Raw genomic sequence first — 18,481 nt, forward strand, 5'->3', positions numbered from 1 at the left:
CATATTGGAACAGCAAGCACTAAATATATCTGGAGATAAGAGAATGAAAAAATGGCTCGTAGTAATGAGTGTCATGTTAATGACATCATGCGCTTATTCGCCAATCTATAACGGTAAATCTGAGTATTCAGGCAGTCCGTTTATGTTGATGGACAGCCCGCGTCATACCATGGATTTTTTCGTGGAAAGCATGACCGAAGATTTGATCTTGTCGAATACGAGTATTTCAGCCAGAACACCCATTGCCATTACCTCGTTTGTCGATCTGCAACACATGGACACAACCAGTTGGTTAGGAAACTCGGTATCAGAAGGTTTCATTCATCAGTTTCAGCGTCGAGGTTTTAAAGTGGTTGATTTTAAAACCACCGGCTCTATCCAAGTGACCCACCAGGGGGATTTTGCTATTAGCCGCGATTGGAAAGACTTAGCCCAAGAGCAAGACGTCCAGTATGTTTTGACTGGAACTATGCTTCGTCAAGAAGGCGGTGTTCTAGTGAATGCTCGTGTGGTCGGAATGCAAACTCGCATCGTTGTTGCCTCCGCACAAGGCTTTTTACCTGCAGACCGTATTGGTCGTGACTTAGATACCCTGAACAGTATTCGAACTCAAGATGGGGTTATTATTCGTTCTGATCCAACGATCAGTCAGCCTCATACTGTTATTCTTCGCCCTTAGGAGTTCGTGATGAAGAAATTAATATTTGTTGTTGCCGCTTTATTGCTTGTCGGCTGTCAACCATTACAAAGCATGAGACCTAATGACTTTTTGGTTGCGGTTGGCTACTCGAGTGTCAGCGAGCAGAAAGGTCGTAATGACGAAGAGAAACGTATCCGAGCAATGAGAGCTTCTAAAATTGATGCGTATCGTGAACTTGCCGAACAAGTGTATGGTATGCGCGTGAGTGGTCGGGCTGAGCTTGAGGATCAGCGTCTTGGTGCTGAAAGAACTTCAGGTGCAGTTGATGGTGTTATCCGTGGGGCTGAAGTGGTGCGCAGTTACCCTGTTGGCGACAGCTATGTGACTGAACTACGGTTAGATATCCGAAAAATGGAACAACTGCGTAATTATGGCGAAGTTCAACCAGTGCCTGAGAAGAGACAACAAACGTTGTTCTAGTTTAAGGATCGTCTAGTTATAGGTTTCTCCTGTTATATTGGCTGCTATTCGCTTTCCAGATGGCGTAACGGCAACCAGTAACGGCTATGAATAAGAAAGCGGCAAGTATTAAAGTACTTGCCGCTTTTTTGTTTATCGGCTTGGGGAGTACATTCACAGGTTTAGTGGGAGATTTGACTAGTGTAACGAGAAGGGTAGGCTGAGATACAGATACAGATACAGATACAGATACAGATACAGATACAGATACAGATACAGATACAGATATGAGAGGGCGGTGGTTTACCTAACTAAGCTTTAACGTTGGTTCCTAGCGTAGAAATTGTATGCGTTTGGCCTCCGGCATTGTAGGTCATGCCAATTTTGCCGTGACTTTGCTGCATCATATTGCTGAGTTTTTTGAAGCTAAGGTGTGCTCGATTCAAGGCTTCGCCATTTACTAGGTTCGCTTGATGGCAGTCGTGCACTATGGACTTGATGGTTGCGACTAACTGAGCAAGTTCAGGGTTCTCGGTTAGTTCAGATATATTAGTATGGGCAGCGATTCGTTGATCGGTTGATCTTAGTTGTTCAACAAGAACCACTTTCTCTTTGGCTATTCGCTCAATATCGCTCGATTGTCGGCTTGTAATAGCGATTTTCTCTGAACTCAATAATTCAGATAAGGCTTTGGCATTTTGAAGTTGGAAATTAACTAAATCTGCTAGTGCCGCCATAATGTAACCTACTAATAACCTCGTGTACTTTAAGATAATAACTTTATTTAAAAGCTAATGTTTGCTTAAAGACCTTTTAATTCGTTTTCAAATTTCATCATGTTGTCGGCCAACTTTTCTGGATCAACAGTGTATGAGCCATTTGCGATCGCTTCTTTTATTGCCGCGACTTTCACTGAATCGAAACTTGGTTGTGCTGCCATCTCTTGATGGAGTTGACCAATCGCCTTGCCTTGTTGGCTTAGTGAAACCGCATCTTTGCTTGCGGGTGATTTAGATGACACATCAGCTCTTGATGCCTCAGACTTAGAATCAGAGCGCACTGCTGAGCGGTTAGTGCTCGCTAGGGTTTGCCCTGAACGAATATTATCAATACCTGCCATAGTTAAGCCTTTTTCTTCAAAATGGGAACCTGTACAGTCAATATCGACCATGGGTGAGAATACTTTAGCAATTTTTAGCTCAATAGTCGAAAACGAACCAAACACCTCAACCGTTATAATTGGATGTTAGAGTTGAGAATAAAAGCGCTAACGATACCGACACTTTAAAGTGAAGTGTTAAAAGTAAACCGTGACTTCAGACATGCTGGTAACAATACCTTCGATTATACGCTGTGATTTGTCATTTTTCACCCTAACTTGATCACCCATTGAGCCATCGGTAAGTGCAGTACCTTTGGTGGTAATGGTCATGCCACCTTTTACTGCCTGTATGATAACCTTCTCATTTCGACATACGACACAAATATCGCCTCTTTCGACAACATCACCGGGTCTTAGGTTCTTTTTTACCTTAGCACCGATGACTTGTTGTGGAGTGGTAAAGCCTTGGCGACGAAATTTGTTGAGAGAGATCATCGCAGTTGTGACGTCGTATTGACCGACAATTTCGCCTCTCGCCAGTGAACGAGTCGTTGTGACAAGTGGTACTGACATTGAAAGGCGCACTGGCACGTAAACACGCCATTCATCAGGAACACAACGAACTAAAACAGTAATGCTGCTGCGAGTGTTGGTTGTTGTAGAGGCACTTGTCTCAAGGGGGATAGGACAATTTGTTGCTTTGATTCTAGAGTCTACATTAGCGGAATTAACAAAAAGTTCACCGCCTCGCGGTTGCTCCACCGAGTCAAGGATGTGTTGCTCAGCCGCTGATTGGATCATGTCAATTTGTTCCGGCGTTGCCGCGTGTGTAAAAAAACTAAACAATATTGTTAGAATGCCGATAAACTTAGCGACAGTTTTAAAAATAGTTCTACACATAGCTATGGAAAAAAGATATATGTTTGCTTTATGATATGTCATTTTATTTCTCTAGTGGTTCGTAGCCTGCAGTAGACTAACACTTTCTATCCAAAAAGTTTGATATGGAGATGAGCTCATGACGGGTATTCTTGATTCAGTGAATCAGCGTACGCAACTCGTCGGTCAAAACCGATTAGAATTACTAACCTTTCGCCTAATGGGGCGTCAGCGTTACGGTATTAATGTATTTAAAGTGAAAGAGGTTTTACAATGCCCTCGTCTGACTTTAATGCCAAATTTACATCATCTCGTAAAAGGTGTGGCTCATATTCGTGGTCAGACAGTTTCTGTCATTGATTTGAGCCTAGCGGTAGGCGGACGTCCTACATCTGATATCGATAAGTGCTTTGTGGTGATTGCTGAATTTAACCGTACTATCCAAGCATTCCTCGTAAGCTCTGTAGATAGAATTGTTAATATGCACTGGGAAGCTATTCTTCCACCACCAGATGGTTCAGGTAAAGATAATTACCTAACAGCGGTAACCAACATCGATAATGAATTGGTTGAAATTCTGGATGTTGAAAAGATTCTTGCTGAGATCTCACCTGTTGATGAAACCATGGATAGCAGAATCGCAGAGGAAATTGCAGAAGTTGAACAAGAGAAAGAATTGGTTCGCCGAATCTTGATTGCTGATGACTCGACGGTTGCTCGTAAGCAGGTTCAACGTGCTATAGAATCTATTGGTTTTGAGGTCATTGCTGTCAAAGATGGTAAAGAAGCCTATGAGACTCTGATGAAAATGGCATCGGAAGGCAGTATTTACGATCAAATTTCATTGGTGATTTCAGATATTGAAATGCCTGAAATGGATGGATACACGCTGACTGCTGAGATTCGTCGTCACGCAGAACTAAAAGATTTATACGTAATTTTGCACTCATCATTGAGTGGTGTATTTAACCAAGCCATGGTTGAGCGTGTAGGGGCTAACTCCTTCATCGCGAAATTCAATCCTGATGAGCTTGGTGGCGCGGTTAAAGCTGCGTTAACTAACTAAAAGAGACATTAATGACTGCTATAACAATAAGTGATCAAGAGTATCGCGATTTCAGCCGTTTCTTAGAATCTCAATGTGGCATTGTATTAGGTGACAGTAAGCAGTATTTAGTGCGCAGTCGTTTAAGCCCATTAGTAACGAAGTTTAATGTTGCTTCATTGTCTGATTTGCTAAGAGATGTAGTGACAGGTCGAAACCGTGAGTTGAGAGTGGCGGCAGTGGATGCTATGACGACTAACGAGACACTTTGGTTCCGAGATACTTATCCGTTTGCTGTACTAGCGGATAAACTTCTACCGGAAATAGCGGCAAATAAACGTCCTATCAAGATTTGGTCTGCGGCAAGCTCTTCAGGTCAAGAACCATACTCAATGGCTATGACGATACTTGAGACCCAAGCACGTAAGCCGGGTATGTTGCCAAATGTATCGATTACCGCTACTGATATTTCAGCAAGTATGTTAGATATGTGCCGCACTGGCGCTTATGACAACCTTGCCTTGGGCCGAGGACTTTCTCCTGAGCGCCGTCGCACTTTCTTTGAAGATGCTGGCGATGGTCGTATGAAAGTGAAAGACAACGTTAAGCGAATGGTAAACTTCCGTCCTCAGAACTTGATGGAGAGCTATGCACTGTTAGGCAAATTCGACATTATCTTTTGTCGTAACGTGTTGATTTATTTCTCTCCGGATATGAAGTCAAAAGTACTTAACCAGATGGCAAATAGCCTGAATCCTGGTGGTTACCTGTTATTGGGTGCGTCTGAATCGTTAACCGGCTTAACAGATCGTTTTGAAATGGTTCGCTGTAATCCAGGCATCATCTACAAATTAAAGTAATTAGTGTCACCACTTTAAGGTGCAATATTACTGTCCAAATTTAAAACCCAGCCAAGTGCTGGGTTTTCTTTTTCTCATTTAATCTATATCTTTAAGTCAGAGTGACATTCCAATTTACTCTATTTGTTGGCTTGTATATTGCAAGTTTACCCACGAGTAACCTGTAAAAGTAATGGTCGGCCACTTTATTTTTAAAGTTGGTATATATATTGCTTGGGTTATTTCATAACAGTCAGTTCTTGAGTTGAGGTTTACATGGCTATTTCTTTTGACAATGCTTTAGGCATTCACCAGCACACAGTTGGTGTACGTGAGCGTAACGCTGAGGTGCTTTCCACCAATATCGCGCAAGCTAACACGCCTGGGTATAAAGCAAAGGGATTAGACTTTAATAAATCACTGCAGGCGGCAAGTTCTGGGGCAAGCATTGGTCTTAGCCGAACAGACGGTCGGCATATTTCTGCCTCAACAACGGTGAATGGGGAAACGAAGTATCGAATTCCTACGCAACCTGATACTGGAGATGGCAATACGGTTGATTTGGATTTGGAACGAAATCTTTTCATGCAAAACCAAATTAGGCATCAAGCCTCTCTCGACTTCTTAGGAAGTAAGTTCAAGAATTTAACTAAAGCGATAAAAGGGGAATAACTAGATGAGCTTATTTAATGTATTCAATGTGACTGGTTCTGCGATGAGTGCTGAATCTGTTCGTCTAAATACTACCTCAAGTAACCTTGCTAACGCAGACAGTGTAAGTAGCTCTGCTAAAGACACTTACAAGGCTCGTCACGCAGTGTTTGGCGCTGAGTTAAATCAGGCACGTAATAGTGGTCACACTGTGCCAGTAAAAGTATTAGGTATCGTAGAAAGCGATAAACCGCTGAATGCGGAGTACAACCCAGATCACCCGTTAGCGAACAACGAAGGCTACATCTATAAGCCTAACGTTAACGTTATGGAAGAAATGGCAAACATGATTTCAGCATCACGTGCGTATCAAACAAACGTACAGGTTGCTGACTCGAGTAAACAAATGCTGCTGCGTACGCTGCAGATGGGTCAATAAGGATAAGGAGGTAGCAAATGGCTGGAATCAACAATGTTGGTCAAAGCGGCTTGTCCTATGTTGACCAGCTGAAGAGTCTTCAAGATGGTGCTAAGAAGCCCGATGAAACGACAGGTAAGCAAGATCTTAAACAAGATGACTTCTTATCGTTGTTGACTAAGCAACTTGCACAACAAGACCCTTTTAAGCCGGTTAGCAATGACCAGATGATTGCGCAAATGGCTTCATTTGCGACCGTAGATGGCATTGGCAAAATGAATACACAGTTTGAAAGCTTGAATTCATCAATGACCTCTAACCAAGCACTGCAGGCATCTTCTTTGGTTGGCCGCGATGTATTGGTTCCTGGAGCGGCAGGTGTGAAACAAGGTGATGGCGGTATGGCGTCAATGGTTAAGCTTCCTCAGGCAATGGACAATGTAATGGTCCGTGTTGAGAATGAAGTTGGCCAATTGGTTCGCACTTTTGATATCGGCTCAAAACCATCTGGTGACACGCGTGTTGAGTGGGACGGAAAAGACGAAGACGGTAATCCATTGCCGGCCGGTAAATACAACGTGAAAGCGTCGGGTTTATTGGAAGGTGAGAACACAGAGTTCCAAGTGTCGAGTTATGCGAACGTGAACAGTGTGCTTCTTGGTAAAGGCGATGGCAACGTACTACTCAATCTGGCTGGTTTTACATCGCCAGTACGACTTGCTGAAGTACTAGAAGTTGGTAAAGCGTAGCTCTTTTTAGAGTGATTATGCTAGCTAGATTAGGAGAATATTGGAATGTCATATGTATCTTTAAGCGGTCTATCCGCTGCACAGTTAGACCTGAATACAACCAGTAACAACATTGCGAACGCAAACACATTTGGCTTTAAAGAGTCTCGTGCGGAGTTCGGGGATGTTTACTCAAGCTCGTTGTTCACTAACGCAAAAACGACGCCAGGAGGTGGTGCGCAAGCTAGCCAAGTGGCACAACAGTTCCATGAAGGTTCAAGTATCTATACGAATAACCCAATGGACTTGCGTGTAAGTGGTACAGGTTTCTTTGCAGTATCGAAAGACCGTATGGTGCCAGAGATCAATGAACTAACGCGTAATGGTGCATTTCACCTAAACAAAGACAACTACATGGTTACGGCCAATGATGAGTTTCTTTTAGGTTATGATGTCGATCCAAACTCGGGTGAAGTTCTTTCTTATGCACCAAAGCCTCTCGACATTCCAGCTGAGTTTGGTAAGCCTAAACAGACAGAAAACATTGAAGTAGGGGTTAACCTTCCTGCGAACGGTGATCTTAAAGACCCGGCAACATTTGACTTCAAAGATCCAGATACCTATAACCGTGCAACGTCTTCGACGGTCTACGATTCTATGGGACAGTCTTACAAGTTAACGACTTACTACCTAAAAGATCAGACTCAACCGAATACTTGGCAAACGTACTACACCATGTCAGATGAAACGGGCGAGAAGCCGGTAAATATTACTGGTGGCGACGCGACGAATTCAGCAGGTCATGTTGGTCACACCATGAAATTCAACAATGACGGTACCTTAGCAAGCCTTAACAGTGGTCAGCCAATTCTATCTGATCCTATCGGCGCTGGTGAGAACGCAATTGATTTGAACGGTGCAGATCCGACACAGGTACTTAACTTTGGTCTGGATTCTTCAACTCAGTTTGCCGCTCCATTCGAACTGTCTAGGTTTGATGAAGATGGCGCGACAACTGGTTTCTTAACGAAAATCGATTTCGATGAGTACGGCAGTGTTCTAGGCAGTTACTCAAACGGTGAAAATGTGATACTAGGCCGCGTAGGTTTAGTTCGTGTACCTAATGAGCATGGTCTAGATAAGAAAGGCGGCACTCAATGGGATTCTACTAACGCTTCAGGTGATAAAATCTGGGGTGAATCAAATAAAGGTTCATTTGGTAGTATCAACAATGGCTCACTAGAGCAGTCGAATATCGATATGACTCAAGAATTGGTTGATTTGATTTCTGCTCAACGTAACTTCCAAGCGAACTCTCGTTCTCTAGAAGTACACAACCAACTACAACAGAATATTCTTCAGATTCGTTAATCGTTTCGAGCGTTTGAATCATCTGCGAATACCCAATTCAATGTTATTGAATTGGGTATTGTTGATGAATTACGTATGGCTGTTTGTTTTTCTATTTGCCGCCCCTATTGCCGCCCGGTAATGCCTCTGGCAACAATTCTTCCTCAATGATCCTTTATGGTCAGTTTTTTTTGTTGTTTCTCCGTTTAAGTTTTTGATAAATAACAGTTAAAAATATTGGCATAGTGTTTGCTTTATTAGTTCCAGAAAATGATTTTTGGAGCAAAATTATGGATCGCGCACTGTTTCTTGCCATGAGCGGCGCTAAGCAAAATATGCAGGCTTTGCAGCTGCGTTCGAACAACCTTGCCAATGTAAGTACAACGGGTTTCCGTGCTGATTTAGCACAGGCACGTTCAATGCAAGCGTATGGCGAAGGTATGCCTACTCGTGTTTTCAGCATGACAGAGCGTCCGGGTCATAATTTCGCTCAGGGTAGTGTGGTTACTACAGGCCGAGATCTAGACGTCACCATTCAAGGTGATGGTTGGATTTCAGTTATGGACAACACTGGTCGTGAAGGTTTAACTCGCAACGGTAACCTAAGGGTTGACCAAAACGGTCTACTTACCAACGCAAGTGGCCATTTAGTGCTTGGTGAAAACGACGCACCAATCACGCTCCCAATCCCAATCAGTAAAGTAGAAATTGGTACTGATGGTACGATTTCGGTGATTCCTCAAGGCGCTCCAGCTGAAGAATTAGCCGTAGTTGATCGTATTAAGCTTGTGCGTCCAGATAACCAAAGCTTGTTTAAAGATACGAATGGCCTCTTCCGTTCGAAAAACCCAGATCAGGCATACGAAGCAGATGCAGCGGTAACGTTGCTTAAAGGTGCTATCGAAGGCAGTAACGTAAATGCCGTAGGTGAAATGACCAGCTTAATTGACTTACAACGTCAGTTTGAAATGCAGGTCAAGATGATGAGCACAGCAGAGGAAATGGACAAGTCGTCTGATTCACTGCTTCGTATGAGCTAATAGAATTTTAAGGAAATTACTATGCATCCAGCATTATGGGTAAGTAAAACCGGTTTAGACGCCCAACAAACCAATATTTCAACAATTTCAAACAACCTTGCCAACGCCTCAACCATTGGTTTTAAAAAGAGCCGCGCGGTGTTTGAAGATCTGTTCTATCAGAATATTAACCAACCAGGTGGCCAATCGTCTCAGAATACTGAGTTGCCAAGTGGTTTGATGTTGGGTGCTGGTTCTAAGGTAGTTGCAACCCAAAAGGTGCACACTCACGGTAACGCACAAACAACGTCGAATAGCCTAGATATGATGATTGAAGGCGACGGTTTCTTCCAAGTTGAGATGCCAGACGGTGAAACAGGTTACAGCCGTAATGGTCAGTTCACATTGAACGGTGACGGCGCGATCGTAACATCGGGTCAAGGTTATGCCCTACAACCCGAAATCGTTATTCCTGAAGACGCGATCTCGGTAACGGTTGGGAACGATGGTGAGGTGTCGGTTCGTCTACGTGGTCAGCAAGACAACGTCGTGGTTGGTCAAATCACTATTACTGATTTCGTAAACCCAGGTGGTTTAGAGCCCATTGGCCAAAACCTTTACTTGCCTACAGGTGCAAGTGGTGACCCGCAAGAGGGTGTTCCGGGGTTGAATGGCTTAGGTAATGTTCGTCAGTCTATGCTTGAAGCATCCAATGTAAACGTAACTGAAGAGTTGGTTAACATGATTGAAGCTCAACGTGTATACGAAATGAACTCAAAAGTTATCTCGGCGGTAGATAAGATGATGAGCTTCGTTAACCAACAACTGTAGCTAGTTAATTCGCTGTTTACTTATTTCTTTTGATCGTTCTGTTTACCATTGCCCGCTGAGAGTATGTCGCCATGAAACGTATTGTTTGTTTAGCCCTATTTTTGTCTATGACTGGCTGCGCCCCATTGGCTCCAATTGAAACTCCGGCGCAAGAGAACGCAACCACAGTGGTTGATGCCGTAGAAGGCGACAAGTCGGCCCAGGAAAGCTCTGGTATTATCGACACACTTCGAGATAGAACGGACCCTATTGCTGGTGATCCTGCATGGGCGCCAATTAACCCGAAGAAAAAACAAGAGCATTATGCGGCAGCAACAGGCTCACTGTTCAATGCTAACCACATTGGTAGCATGTATGACGACTCAAAACCTCGCGGTATTGGTGACATTATTACAGTTGCGTTAGATGAGAATACGCGAGCGACTAAAAAAGCTAATGCAGATATGTCTAAATCGAACGATGCATCGATGGAACCGTTAGCTGTAGGCGGTGAAAACCTAGAACTTGGTAAATACAACTTTTCTTACGATCTGAGTAACACCAACACCTTTGCTGGAGATGCATCAGCTAACCAAAGTAACAGCATCAGCGGTTACATTACGGTTGAAGTTATTGAAGTATTAGCTAATGGCAACCTAGTGGTTCGTGGTGAAAAGTGGATGACGTTGAATACGGGTGATGAGTACATTCGCTTAAGTGGCACCATCCGCCCTGATGATATCGACTTTGAGAATACCATTGCTTCGAACCGTGTTTCGAATGCACGAATTCAGTACTCAGGTACGGGTGTGCAGAAAGATATGCAAGAACCTGGGTTCTTGGCACGATTCTTTAATGTATCTTTGTAGAGCTAGAGACTGTGTCGACATACTGACACTTTCAGAATTATCTAATTTCAAGCTAACTCATTATAAATTAAAGCAATACAGACAGGTTACTCAATGAAAAAACTAACACTCGTACTCTTCGGCATGCTATTTCTTGCCTCCAGTGCTCATGCCGCGCGTATAAAAGACGTGGCAAAAGTAGCGGGTGTTCGTAGTAACCAACTTGTCGGTTATGGTTTGGTGACGGGTTTGCCGGGCACCGGTGAGACAACTCCCTTTACCGATCAAACGTTTAACGCAATGCTGCAAAATTTTGGCATTCAATTGCCGCCTGGCACCAAGCCAAAAACCAAAAACGTTGCGGCGGTAATCGTTACCGCTGAACTTCCGGCATTCTCCAAGCAAGGTCAGGAAGTAGACGTAACGGTGTCGTCTATTGGTTCAGCAAAAAGCCTTCGTGGTGGTACTTTGCTGCAGACTTTTCTTAAAGGTCTGGACGGTCAAGTGTACGCTGTGGCACAAGGTAATTTGGTTGTGAGTGGTTTTAGTGCTCAAGGCAACGATGGTTCTAAGCTCGTTGGTAACAACCCAAACGTCGGTATCATCTCTAGCGGTGCGACGGTAGAGCAAGAAATCCCAACCCCATTTGGTCGTGGTGACTACATCACTTTCAACTTAATCCAATCTGATTTTACTACGGCTCAGCGTTTAGCTGATGCGGTTAATAATTTTCTAGGCCCTCAAATGGCGTCTGCGGTAGATGCGACTTCTGTAAAAGTTCGTGCTCCACGTGAAATCAGCCAACGTGTGGCTTTCTTGTCTGCCATCGAAAACATCGAATTTGACCCTGCAGAGGGCTCTGCAAAAATCATTGTTAACTCTCGTACCGGTACTATTGTTGTTGGTAAGCATGTGCGCTTAAAAGCAGCAGCAGTAACCCACGGCGGCATGACAGTCGCAATCAAAGAAAATCTAAACGTAAGTCAACCTAACGCATTCTCTGGTGGTCAAACGGTAGTCGTTCCTGATTCGGACATCGAAGTAACCGAAGCCGATGGTAAAATGTTCAAGTTCGAACCCGGTTTAACGCTCGATGATTTGGTACGCGCTGTCAATGAAGTCGGCGCCGCACCTTCTGATTTAATGGCAATCCTTCAAGCACTGAAACAAGCGGGTGCAATTGAAGGTCAGTTGATCATTATTTAAGGGATAAAGCATGATTAAAAATAACAATGACATCGGCTTTATTCACGATATTGGTAGCCTAGACCGTCTTCGTCAACAAGCGGTAAGCGGTGAAGAAGGCAGTGAAAAAGAAGCGCTAACCGCTGCAGCAAAACAGTTTGAATCTATTTTTACCTCGATGTTGTTTAAGTCGATGCGTGATGCGAACTCGAGCTTTAAGTCAGATATGTTAAACAGCCAGAATGAACAGTTTTATCGTCAGATGCAAGATGACCAAATGGCGAGTGAACTCAGTGCGTCAGGTTCGCTCGGTCTTGCGGACATGATCGTAGCTCAGTTAAGCGCTGGCCAAGCAAATGATGCAACTGAAGATAAGGTTCGCAATGAAGGCTTTGATACCTCTCTGCAAAGACCGCAGTACTCGGGGCGTTCACAAGATAGAACACCCGAAGTTCAATCTGCGCAAGCTATGTCAGCAACAGACGTGTCAGTAGCCAAACAACCAGTTTCCTTCGATTCTCCAGAATCGTTTGTTGCCTCAATGAAGCCTTACGCTGAAAAAGCAGCGAGTGCGCTCGGTGTCGATTCATCACTGCTATTGGCACAAGCGGCACTTGAAACAGGTTGGGGTTCTAAGATGATTAAGAACTCTTTGGGCAACAGCAACAACCTATTCAATATCAAAGCCGATAGAAGTTGGAAGGGCGATAAGGTTGCTACTCAAACTCTAGAGTTCCATGGTAAAACAGCCGTTAAAGAGTCTGCTTCTTTCCGTTCTTACTCTAATTTCGAAGATAGCTTTGATGATTACGTGAAGTTCTTGAACGAAAATCCAAGATACGAAACGGCATTGCAGCATCAAGGTAACTCTGAGAATTTCATCAAAGGCATTCACCAGGCGGGTTACGCAACCGACCCTAACTATGCCGACAAAGTTTTACGAGTTAAAGCTAAGATTGATGAGATGAAATAGCGTTATTGAATGCACTCGAGAGCTTGCCACCGGCAGGCTCTTTTCTTATCCGCCCCTTCAGTCTTACGCACCATCCATAGTTTTCTCCTTACACTTCAACAAATTATTGTCTTTTAACTCTCCGTTATTTCTATTGGCACATATATTGCTAAATATCTTAATAATAAGCTGTAGTAGTTAATCAGTTCATGCTGATTTTGTTAAGTTTTTTGGGGGCATTATGGCGTCGGATCTTCTGAATGTAGGAGCACAAAGTGTTCTTACTGCTCAGAGACAGCTAAACACCACTGGTCATAACATTTCTAACGCCAACACAGAAGGCTATAGCCGCCAGTCTGTGGTTCAAGGTGTGAATGACCCGCGCCAGTACGGTGGTCAAACCTACGGTATGGGTGTGCATGTGGAAAATGTTCGCCGCTCGTGGGACCAATTTGCCGTCAAGGAACTTAACCTATCAACAACCAATGCCGCTAACAAAGCGGATACCGAAGCTAACCTGGATATGCTGTCAAGCATGTTGTCATCGGTTGTTTCGAAGAAAATCCCAGAGAACCTTAATGAGTGGTTTGATTCTGTTAAGACGCTCGCTGATACCCCGAATGATGTGGGTACACGAAAAGTCGTCATAGAAAAAGCTGGGTTATTGAGTAAAACGTTAAATGAATTTCATGAAACCGTTCGTCAACAGTCTGATTCTGCGAATAAGAAATTAGACATGGGTATCGAGCGAGTTAACCAAATTGCATACGAGATCCGTGATCTTCAGCGACTAATGGTACGAACTCCTGGACCTCATAATGATCTACAAGATCAGCACGAACAGCTAGTTAATGAGCTTTCTGGTTACACTAAAGTGACGGTGACACCACGAGCTAATAATGAAGGCTTTAATGTCCATATCGGTAATGGTCATACCTTAGTTTCTGGTACAGAAGCGAGCCAACTGAAAATGATCGATGGCGTACCAGATGCACATCAGCGTCGTCTTGCTATCGTAGAAGGAAAGTCATTAAAGGCGATTACTAACCGCGATATTGATGGACAAATCGGCGCGATGTTAGACATGCGTGATGAACATATTCCTGCAGTTATGGATGAGCTTGGTCGTTTGGCGACCGCGTTTTCATACGAGGTCAATGCACTGCAATCGCAAGGTTTGGATCTCAATGGCAATGTAGGTAAAAACCTGTTTACCGATGTGAACTCTGAGTTAGTGGCTAAGTCTCGTGTTACTGCTCACGGACAGTCAAAAGCGGATGTCGCGGTCTATATTGATGATACTTCTGCTCTGAAAGGCGGCGAGTATGGTCTGAAATACGATGGCAGCGATTATGTGGTGATTAAGCCAGATGGCGAAACGGTAAAAGTTAGCACTAATTCAACCGGCAATGCCTTTTATTTAGATGGCATGCGAGTGGAAGTTCGAAATCCGCCTGAACTGGGTGAGAAGCTTTTACTACGCCCAACCCGCAATTTTGCCGCGCAGATTCAGATGGAAACCAAAGACCCTAAAGATATTGCGGCGCAAAGCTATGAGGCATCAACTACCTTTGCCAAAGGCACTGCAGGTTTCAAAATTTTGGCGGCAGGTCAATTACGAGAATTTGAAGTGATCGTGTCACCAAAGGGCGAACAGTTTGCAGTTACCGATCCTAAGGGCAACATACTTATGCAGCCTCAACCGTATCCACCACAAGGCCCAGTGACGATTAATGGCACAACGTTTGAACTTACACCGGGCGCGGTGGCAAACGATAAATTTACGGCAAACCTTGTCCCATCAGAAGGTGACAATGGCAACTTGCGTAAATTGCAAGATCTCCAAACAGGCAAAGTCTTGGATGATGGTGAGTCTACGATTTTAGATCTTTACCACAACTTGAATACCAATACGGGCTTGAAATCTTCAACGGCAAATCGCTTGAGTGATATTGCTAGGCTAGAAAAAGAGTCAGCTCAAGAACGTATTGCTTCAGTCTCTGGGGTGAACCTAGATGAAGAAGCGGCAAATATGATGAAATTTCAGCAAGCGTACATGGCTTCTTCACGCATCATGCAAGCCGCCAATGATACGTTTAATACTATTTTGGCTTTGAGGTAGGAGATATAAATGTTGACTCGTATTTCTAGCTTTCATAATTATCAGTCAGTACAAAATGACTTTCGCCGCCAAGAAAACAAGGTGCATCATAATCAAGCACAACTGGCTTCCGGTAAGAAATTACAGTCGGCGAGTGATGATCCTTTGGCGACGCATTATTTACAAAACATCGGTCAGCAATCTGAGCAACTTAAACAGTATGTCGATGCGATCACTCTAATTAGAAACCGCCTTGAACATCATGAAGTCATGGTCGCCAACTCGGAAGGGTTCGCGGATGAAGCAAAACGAACCGTGATGGAAATGATTAACGGTGCACTTTCTCCGGAAGACCGCTTAGCGAAGAAACGTGAAATTCAAGAGTTATCGAATAATCTTCTGCATTTAGCTAATACTCAAGATGAGTCAGGTAACTACACATTTTCAGGAACCAAGCCCAAGAGCCAGCCATTTTTTCAAGATAATGAAGGGAACGTTTCTTATCAAGGTGATGACTATCAAAGAAAGATGCGAGTAGCAACGAGCTTTGAAATGGCAATGAATGATCCGGGCAGTAAGTTGTTTATGGAAATAGATAACCCGTTTGGTGACTACGAGCCTCAATATGATCTTGAACCAGCCTCTGAGTTATTACTAGGGCGCGCAACCAATAAAGCTGACGATAGTTCTACTTATAAAGTGACTTTTGTTGATATGCAAACAGGCAAGTTCGCTTACCAGCTTGAAAAAGATGGCGAAGTGGTTGCCTCGGAAGATTTTGATCCTTCGAAAGGTGTTGTCTATGAAGGTCTGAATATCCAATTCAAGGGGCAGATCACGAAGGGTGACTCGATCACTTTAGAGCCGAGAAAGACATTTTCTATTTTTGATACATTCAAAGATACCGCCGAACAGGCTGAAAATCCAGTATCGGATGCATCGGCAACGGCAAAACTGCACCAAATGACAGAAGAATTTCATGCCGCGTTTATTCATTTGACTAAGGCGAGAACGGATGTCGGTGCACGTTTGAGTACGTTGGATATTCAAGAGCAGCAACATGAAGATTTTAAGTTGTCTTTAGCGAAAGCAAAAAGCAACTTTGAAGACTTGGACTATTCGAAAGCCATCATTGAATTCAATGAAAACTCTCGAGCGTTACAAGCTTCACAACAAGCGTTTGGCAAGACCAAAGACCTGACCTTGTTTAATTATATTTAGCTGTGAACAGTCGTTAATCTGGGGTTAGTTCTCTGCCGTATGTGCTATGCCATACGTGCGAATGATTCTATCGATTGCCGCTTTTTTATTCAAAGTGGCATGTTTGAAAAATAGCGGCAAAAAACGGCAACGAGAGATATCAATCTCTTGTTTTCTCTACTTAATATAATTGGCTTTTATAGTAATTCATTTTTAAGTGTTTGTTTTTCATGTTTATTTTAAATTTATTGGAATTAAAATAAAAGTTGGCACACAACATGCTTTTATACTTTTCATAAATGATTAATACAGATCTTAAACCTTATCTAGGGTTTATCGCGTAATACACGGTCAGTGCTTATCCATATGAGAGTAAAGCTGGCCGCTTCGCAGAAATTTTGCGAACTCATAAGGAGAGCAATATGGCTATTAATGTAAGCACTAACGTATCTGCTATGACAGCACAACGATACTTGAATAAATCGTCTAATGAACTAGCGACTTCTATGGAACGTTTGTCATCAGGCCATAAGATCAACAGTGCAAAAGATGATGCAGCTGGCCTACAAATATCAAACCGTTTAACAGCACAGTCTCGTGGTCTTGATGTAGCAATGCGTAATGCAAATGATGGCATTTCGATTGCTCAAACTGCAGAAGGCGCGATGAACGAATCAACGAACATACTACAGCGTATGCGTGATCTAGCGATTCAGTCATCAAACGGCACTAACTCACCAGCAGAGCGTCAAGCATTAAACGAAGAGACAATGGCTCTTCAAGATGAACTTAACCGTATCGCAGAGACAACAGCTTTCGGTGGCCGTCGTTTATTGAATGGTTCATTTGGTGAAGCTTCATTCCAGATTGGTTCAAACTCTGGTGAAGCGATGATTATGGCGCTGACTAGTATTCGTGCGGATGATTTCCGTATGGGCGGAACAACATTCGACACTGAAAACGCTAAAGATAAAAGCTGGGAAGTACCAGTAGCAGCAAAAGATCTTAAGTTTGAATTCAAAACTAAAGCGGGTGAAGAGATTACTCTCGATATAAGCGCCAAAGCCGGCGACGATATCGAAGAACTCGCAACTTACATTAATGGTCAATCTGATTTAATTAACGCATCGGTTACTGATGAAGGTCGCATACAGGTATTTGTTGCCGAGCCAGATTTAGATGGTGAGATGAGAATCTCGGGTGGTTTAGCCTCTGAACTAGGCTTCAAAAATGATGCTCCTGAAGGCCAGGAAACCACAACCACGGCGGATGGCAAAGTTGTACCTGCACCTGCTGTAGGTCGAACGACATTAGTTCAAGATGTCGATTTGAATACTGTAGCTGGTTCACAAAACGCAATCAGTGTCATCGACTCTGCAATGCAGTACGTTGATTCACAGCGTGCTGATTTGGGTGCGAAACAAAACCGTCTAAGCCACAGTATTAATAACTTGGCAAACGTTCAAGAGAACGTAGACGCTTCAAACAGCCGAATCAAAGATACGGACTTTGCGAAAGAGACAACGCAAATGACCAAAGCTCAAATTCTGCAACAAGCTGGTACATCTATACTAGCTCAAGCAAAACAGTTGCCTAACTCTGCAATATCACTATTGCAATAGTTATTGGTTGAACTCGCTATTCGTGTTCAGACGTGAACCGCTTAGCGAGGGATACTGGCAAGCATACTTACTATTGGGTGTTTAGCTCTCTCATCTCTCACCTGCTATCCATTTTTACGGTAAGAATGCAACGGCGTGTCGGAAATGTGTTCATTTCTCGATGATCTCCGCACAGGCTCTGACACGCCAACTAGCCCCGGTTCCTTCACAGGAAAAGGGGCTTTTTCCTTTCTATTTCTACACTTTTGTTTTCTTTTAGAGCGTCTAGTTTACTTTTCAAATCCGTAAAACCTCGATCTCACTTACCTGTTTCACGACAAACAACTCAACTCTTTGTATAAGAAGCATACCAATCTGAACTCTTTGGCGACTATTCATTTATCTACATTGGGTAACTCAAATAGTGATTAGTGTGTTTTTTAAACACTTTTTAAATGCGTTCTCAATTGAAGACTGCCACTGTTATAGAAAATTTGAGATTTTAAGTGCCTGATAAATTTGATTTTAATATTTAATTTGTGGTTTTTTGAAAGTTTTTCTAAAGCTTCTGAATTTTGAGCCGTTATTAAAAGTAACTTAGAGATAACTACTTGGTTTTCCGAGACGTCGGAAACCGCTATACCGGAAAATCAA

General features: G+C 43.2%; 19 protein-coding genes. 16 read left to right on the forward strand and 3 right to left on the reverse strand.

Annotated features, from left to right (window positions below):
- Positions 1–43: 43 nt before the first annotated feature.
- Both AB4513_RS17325 and flgP read left to right on the forward strand, forming a co-directional pair.
- Positions 44–679, forward strand: a complete 636-nt coding sequence (locus tag AB4513_RS17325; RefSeq protein WP_012603422.1) for a FlgO family outer membrane protein — start codon at positions 44–46, stop codon at positions 677–679.
- Between the two features lie 9 nt (positions 680–688).
- Positions 689–1,120, forward strand: a complete 432-nt coding sequence (gene flgP, locus AB4513_RS17330; protein WP_009848581.1) for a flagellar assembly lipoprotein FlgP — start codon at positions 689–691, stop codon at positions 1,118–1,120.
- 290 nt (positions 1,121–1,410) lie between these two features.
- On the opposite strand, the gene AB4513_RS17335 is transcribed toward flgP, so the two are convergent.
- The 3 genes from AB4513_RS17335 to flgA form a co-directional block, all read right to left on the reverse strand.
- Entirely contained in the window at positions 1,411–1,836 is a 426-nt protein-coding gene (locus AB4513_RS17335) for a flagella synthesis protein FlgN (RefSeq protein WP_009848580.1), read from the reverse strand.
- Positions 1,837–1,901: 65 nt separating this feature from the next.
- Positions 1,902–2,219 (reverse strand): flagellar biosynthesis anti-sigma factor FlgM, encoded by a 318-nt coding sequence (gene flgM / locus AB4513_RS17340; RefSeq protein WP_029225445.1) that lies wholly within the window; start codon positions 2,217–2,219, stop codon positions 1,902–1,904.
- A 177-nt stretch (positions 2,220–2,396) separates the two neighbouring features.
- Positions 2,397–3,143: a flagellar basal body P-ring formation chaperone FlgA gene (flgA, locus tag AB4513_RS17345; RefSeq protein ID WP_012603426.1), complete on the reverse strand. Its 747-nt coding sequence runs from the start codon at positions 3,141–3,143 to the stop codon at positions 2,397–2,399.
- A 76-nt stretch (positions 3,144–3,219) separates the two neighbouring features.
- Between flgA and AB4513_RS17350 the strand changes: the two genes are divergently transcribed.
- The 14 genes from AB4513_RS17350 (at position 3,220) to AB4513_RS17415 (ending at position 17,848) form a co-directional block, all read left to right on the forward strand.
- Entirely contained in the window at positions 3,220–4,146 is a 927-nt protein-coding gene (locus AB4513_RS17350) for a chemotaxis protein CheV (RefSeq protein WP_009848577.1), read from the forward strand.
- Between the two features lie 11 nt (positions 4,147–4,157).
- Positions 4,158–4,985 carry a protein-glutamate O-methyltransferase gene (locus AB4513_RS17355; protein WP_009848576.1) on the forward strand — a complete coding sequence of 276 codons (828 nt, stop codon included), beginning with the start codon at positions 4,158–4,160 and terminating at the stop codon, positions 4,983–4,985.
- Between the two features lie 255 nt (positions 4,986–5,240).
- Positions 5,241–5,636, forward strand: coding sequence for a flagellar basal body rod protein FlgB (gene flgB / locus AB4513_RS17360; RefSeq protein WP_009848575.1), 396 nt, complete (start codon positions 5,241–5,243; stop codon positions 5,634–5,636).
- Between the two features lie 4 nt (positions 5,637–5,640).
- The gene (flgC, locus tag AB4513_RS17365; protein ID WP_009848574.1) at positions 5,641–6,054 is read left to right on the forward strand and encodes a flagellar basal body rod protein FlgC; all 414 of its coding nucleotides are present in this window, start codon (positions 5,641–5,643) and stop codon (positions 6,052–6,054) included.
- 17 nt (positions 6,055–6,071) lie between these two features.
- Positions 6,072–6,782: a flagellar hook assembly protein FlgD gene (gene flgD / locus AB4513_RS17370; RefSeq protein ID WP_009848573.1), complete on the forward strand. Its 711-nt coding sequence runs from the start codon at positions 6,072–6,074 to the stop codon at positions 6,780–6,782.
- Positions 6,783–6,827: 45 nt separating this feature from the next.
- Positions 6,828–8,132, forward strand: coding sequence for a flagellar hook protein FlgE (gene flgE / locus AB4513_RS17375; protein ID WP_009848572.1), 1,305 nt, complete (start codon positions 6,828–6,830; stop codon positions 8,130–8,132).
- Positions 8,133–8,401: 269 nt separating this feature from the next.
- Positions 8,402–9,151 carry a flagellar basal-body rod protein FlgF gene (gene flgF, locus AB4513_RS17380; RefSeq protein WP_009848571.1) on the forward strand — a complete coding sequence of 250 codons (750 nt, stop codon included), beginning with the start codon at positions 8,402–8,404 and terminating at the stop codon, positions 9,149–9,151.
- Positions 9,152–9,172: 21 nt separating this feature from the next.
- Positions 9,173–9,961 carry a flagellar basal-body rod protein FlgG gene (flgG, locus tag AB4513_RS17385; RefSeq protein WP_009848570.1) on the forward strand — a complete coding sequence of 263 codons (789 nt, stop codon included), beginning with the start codon at positions 9,173–9,175 and terminating at the stop codon, positions 9,959–9,961.
- A gap of 71 nt (positions 9,962–10,032) precedes the next feature.
- Entirely contained in the window at positions 10,033–10,809 is a 777-nt protein-coding gene (gene flgH, locus AB4513_RS17390) for a flagellar basal body L-ring protein FlgH (RefSeq protein WP_009848569.1), read from the forward strand.
- 93 nt (positions 10,810–10,902) lie between these two features.
- A complete protein-coding gene (locus AB4513_RS17395) occupies positions 10,903–11,994 on the forward strand; it encodes a flagellar basal body P-ring protein FlgI (protein ID WP_009848568.1) in 1,092 nt (363 codons plus the stop codon).
- Between the two features lie 10 nt (positions 11,995–12,004).
- Positions 12,005–12,946 (forward strand): flagellar assembly peptidoglycan hydrolase FlgJ, encoded by a 942-nt coding sequence (gene flgJ / locus AB4513_RS17400; RefSeq protein WP_009848567.1) that lies wholly within the window; start codon positions 12,005–12,007, stop codon positions 12,944–12,946.
- 220 nt (positions 12,947–13,166) lie between these two features.
- The gene (gene flgK, locus AB4513_RS17405) at positions 13,167–15,047 is read left to right on the forward strand and encodes a flagellar hook-associated protein FlgK (protein WP_009848566.1); all 1,881 of its coding nucleotides are present in this window, start codon (positions 13,167–13,169) and stop codon (positions 15,045–15,047) included.
- Between the two features lie 9 nt (positions 15,048–15,056).
- Entirely contained in the window at positions 15,057–16,247 is a 1,191-nt protein-coding gene (gene flgL / locus AB4513_RS17410; RefSeq protein WP_009848565.1) for a flagellar hook-associated protein FlgL, read from the forward strand.
- A gap of 401 nt (positions 16,248–16,648) precedes the next feature.
- Positions 16,649–17,848 (forward strand): flagellin, encoded by a 1,200-nt coding sequence (locus AB4513_RS17415; RefSeq protein ID WP_009848564.1) that lies wholly within the window; start codon positions 16,649–16,651, stop codon positions 17,846–17,848.
- The last annotated feature ends 633 nt before the right edge of the window (positions 17,849–18,481 follow it).

It is taken from the genome of Vibrio sp. 10N.222.54.E6 (assembly GCF_041473955.1).
Classification (GTDB): domain Bacteria; phylum Pseudomonadota; class Gammaproteobacteria; order Enterobacterales; family Vibrionaceae; genus Vibrio; species Vibrio tasmaniensis_A.

Bases quoted from the DNA above. Each gene is read 5' to 3' on its own strand.
- AB4513_RS17325 (WP_012603422.1), top strand. From the start codon at position 44: ATGAAAAAATGGCTCGTAGTAATGAGTGTCATGTTAATGACATCATGC.
- flgP (WP_009848581.1), top strand. From the start codon at position 689: ATGAAGAAATTAATATTTGTTGTTGCCGCTTTATTGCTTGTCGGCTGT.
- AB4513_RS17335 (WP_009848580.1), bottom strand. From the start codon at position 1,836: ATGGCGGCACTAGCAGATTTAGTTAATTTCCAACTTCAAAATGCCAAA.
- flgM (WP_029225445.1), bottom strand. From the start codon at position 2,219: ATGGCAGGTATTGATAATATTCGTTCAGGGCAAACCCTAGCGAGCACT.
- flgA (WP_012603426.1), bottom strand. From the start codon at position 3,143: ATGACATATCATAAAGCAAACATATATCTTTTTTCCATAGCTATGTGT.
- AB4513_RS17350 (WP_009848577.1), top strand. From the start codon at position 3,220: ATGACGGGTATTCTTGATTCAGTGAATCAGCGTACGCAACTCGTCGGT.
- AB4513_RS17355 (WP_009848576.1), top strand. From the start codon at position 4,158: ATGACTGCTATAACAATAAGTGATCAAGAGTATCGCGATTTCAGCCGT.
- flgB (WP_009848575.1), top strand. From the start codon at position 5,241: ATGGCTATTTCTTTTGACAATGCTTTAGGCATTCACCAGCACACAGTT.
- flgC (WP_009848574.1), top strand. From the start codon at position 5,641: ATGAGCTTATTTAATGTATTCAATGTGACTGGTTCTGCGATGAGTGCT.
- flgD (WP_009848573.1), top strand. From the start codon at position 6,072: ATGGCTGGAATCAACAATGTTGGTCAAAGCGGCTTGTCCTATGTTGAC.
- flgE (WP_009848572.1), top strand. From the start codon at position 6,828: ATGTCATATGTATCTTTAAGCGGTCTATCCGCTGCACAGTTAGACCTG.
- flgF (WP_009848571.1), top strand. From the start codon at position 8,402: ATGGATCGCGCACTGTTTCTTGCCATGAGCGGCGCTAAGCAAAATATG.
- flgG (WP_009848570.1), top strand. From the start codon at position 9,173: ATGCATCCAGCATTATGGGTAAGTAAAACCGGTTTAGACGCCCAACAA.
- flgH (WP_009848569.1), top strand. From the start codon at position 10,033: ATGAAACGTATTGTTTGTTTAGCCCTATTTTTGTCTATGACTGGCTGC.
- AB4513_RS17395 (WP_009848568.1), top strand. From the start codon at position 10,903: ATGAAAAAACTAACACTCGTACTCTTCGGCATGCTATTTCTTGCCTCC.
- flgJ (WP_009848567.1), top strand. From the start codon at position 12,005: ATGATTAAAAATAACAATGACATCGGCTTTATTCACGATATTGGTAGC.
- flgK (WP_009848566.1), top strand. From the start codon at position 13,167: ATGGCGTCGGATCTTCTGAATGTAGGAGCACAAAGTGTTCTTACTGCT.
- flgL (WP_009848565.1), top strand. From the start codon at position 15,057: ATGTTGACTCGTATTTCTAGCTTTCATAATTATCAGTCAGTACAAAAT.
- AB4513_RS17415 (WP_009848564.1), top strand. From the start codon at position 16,649: ATGGCTATTAATGTAAGCACTAACGTATCTGCTATGACAGCACAACGA.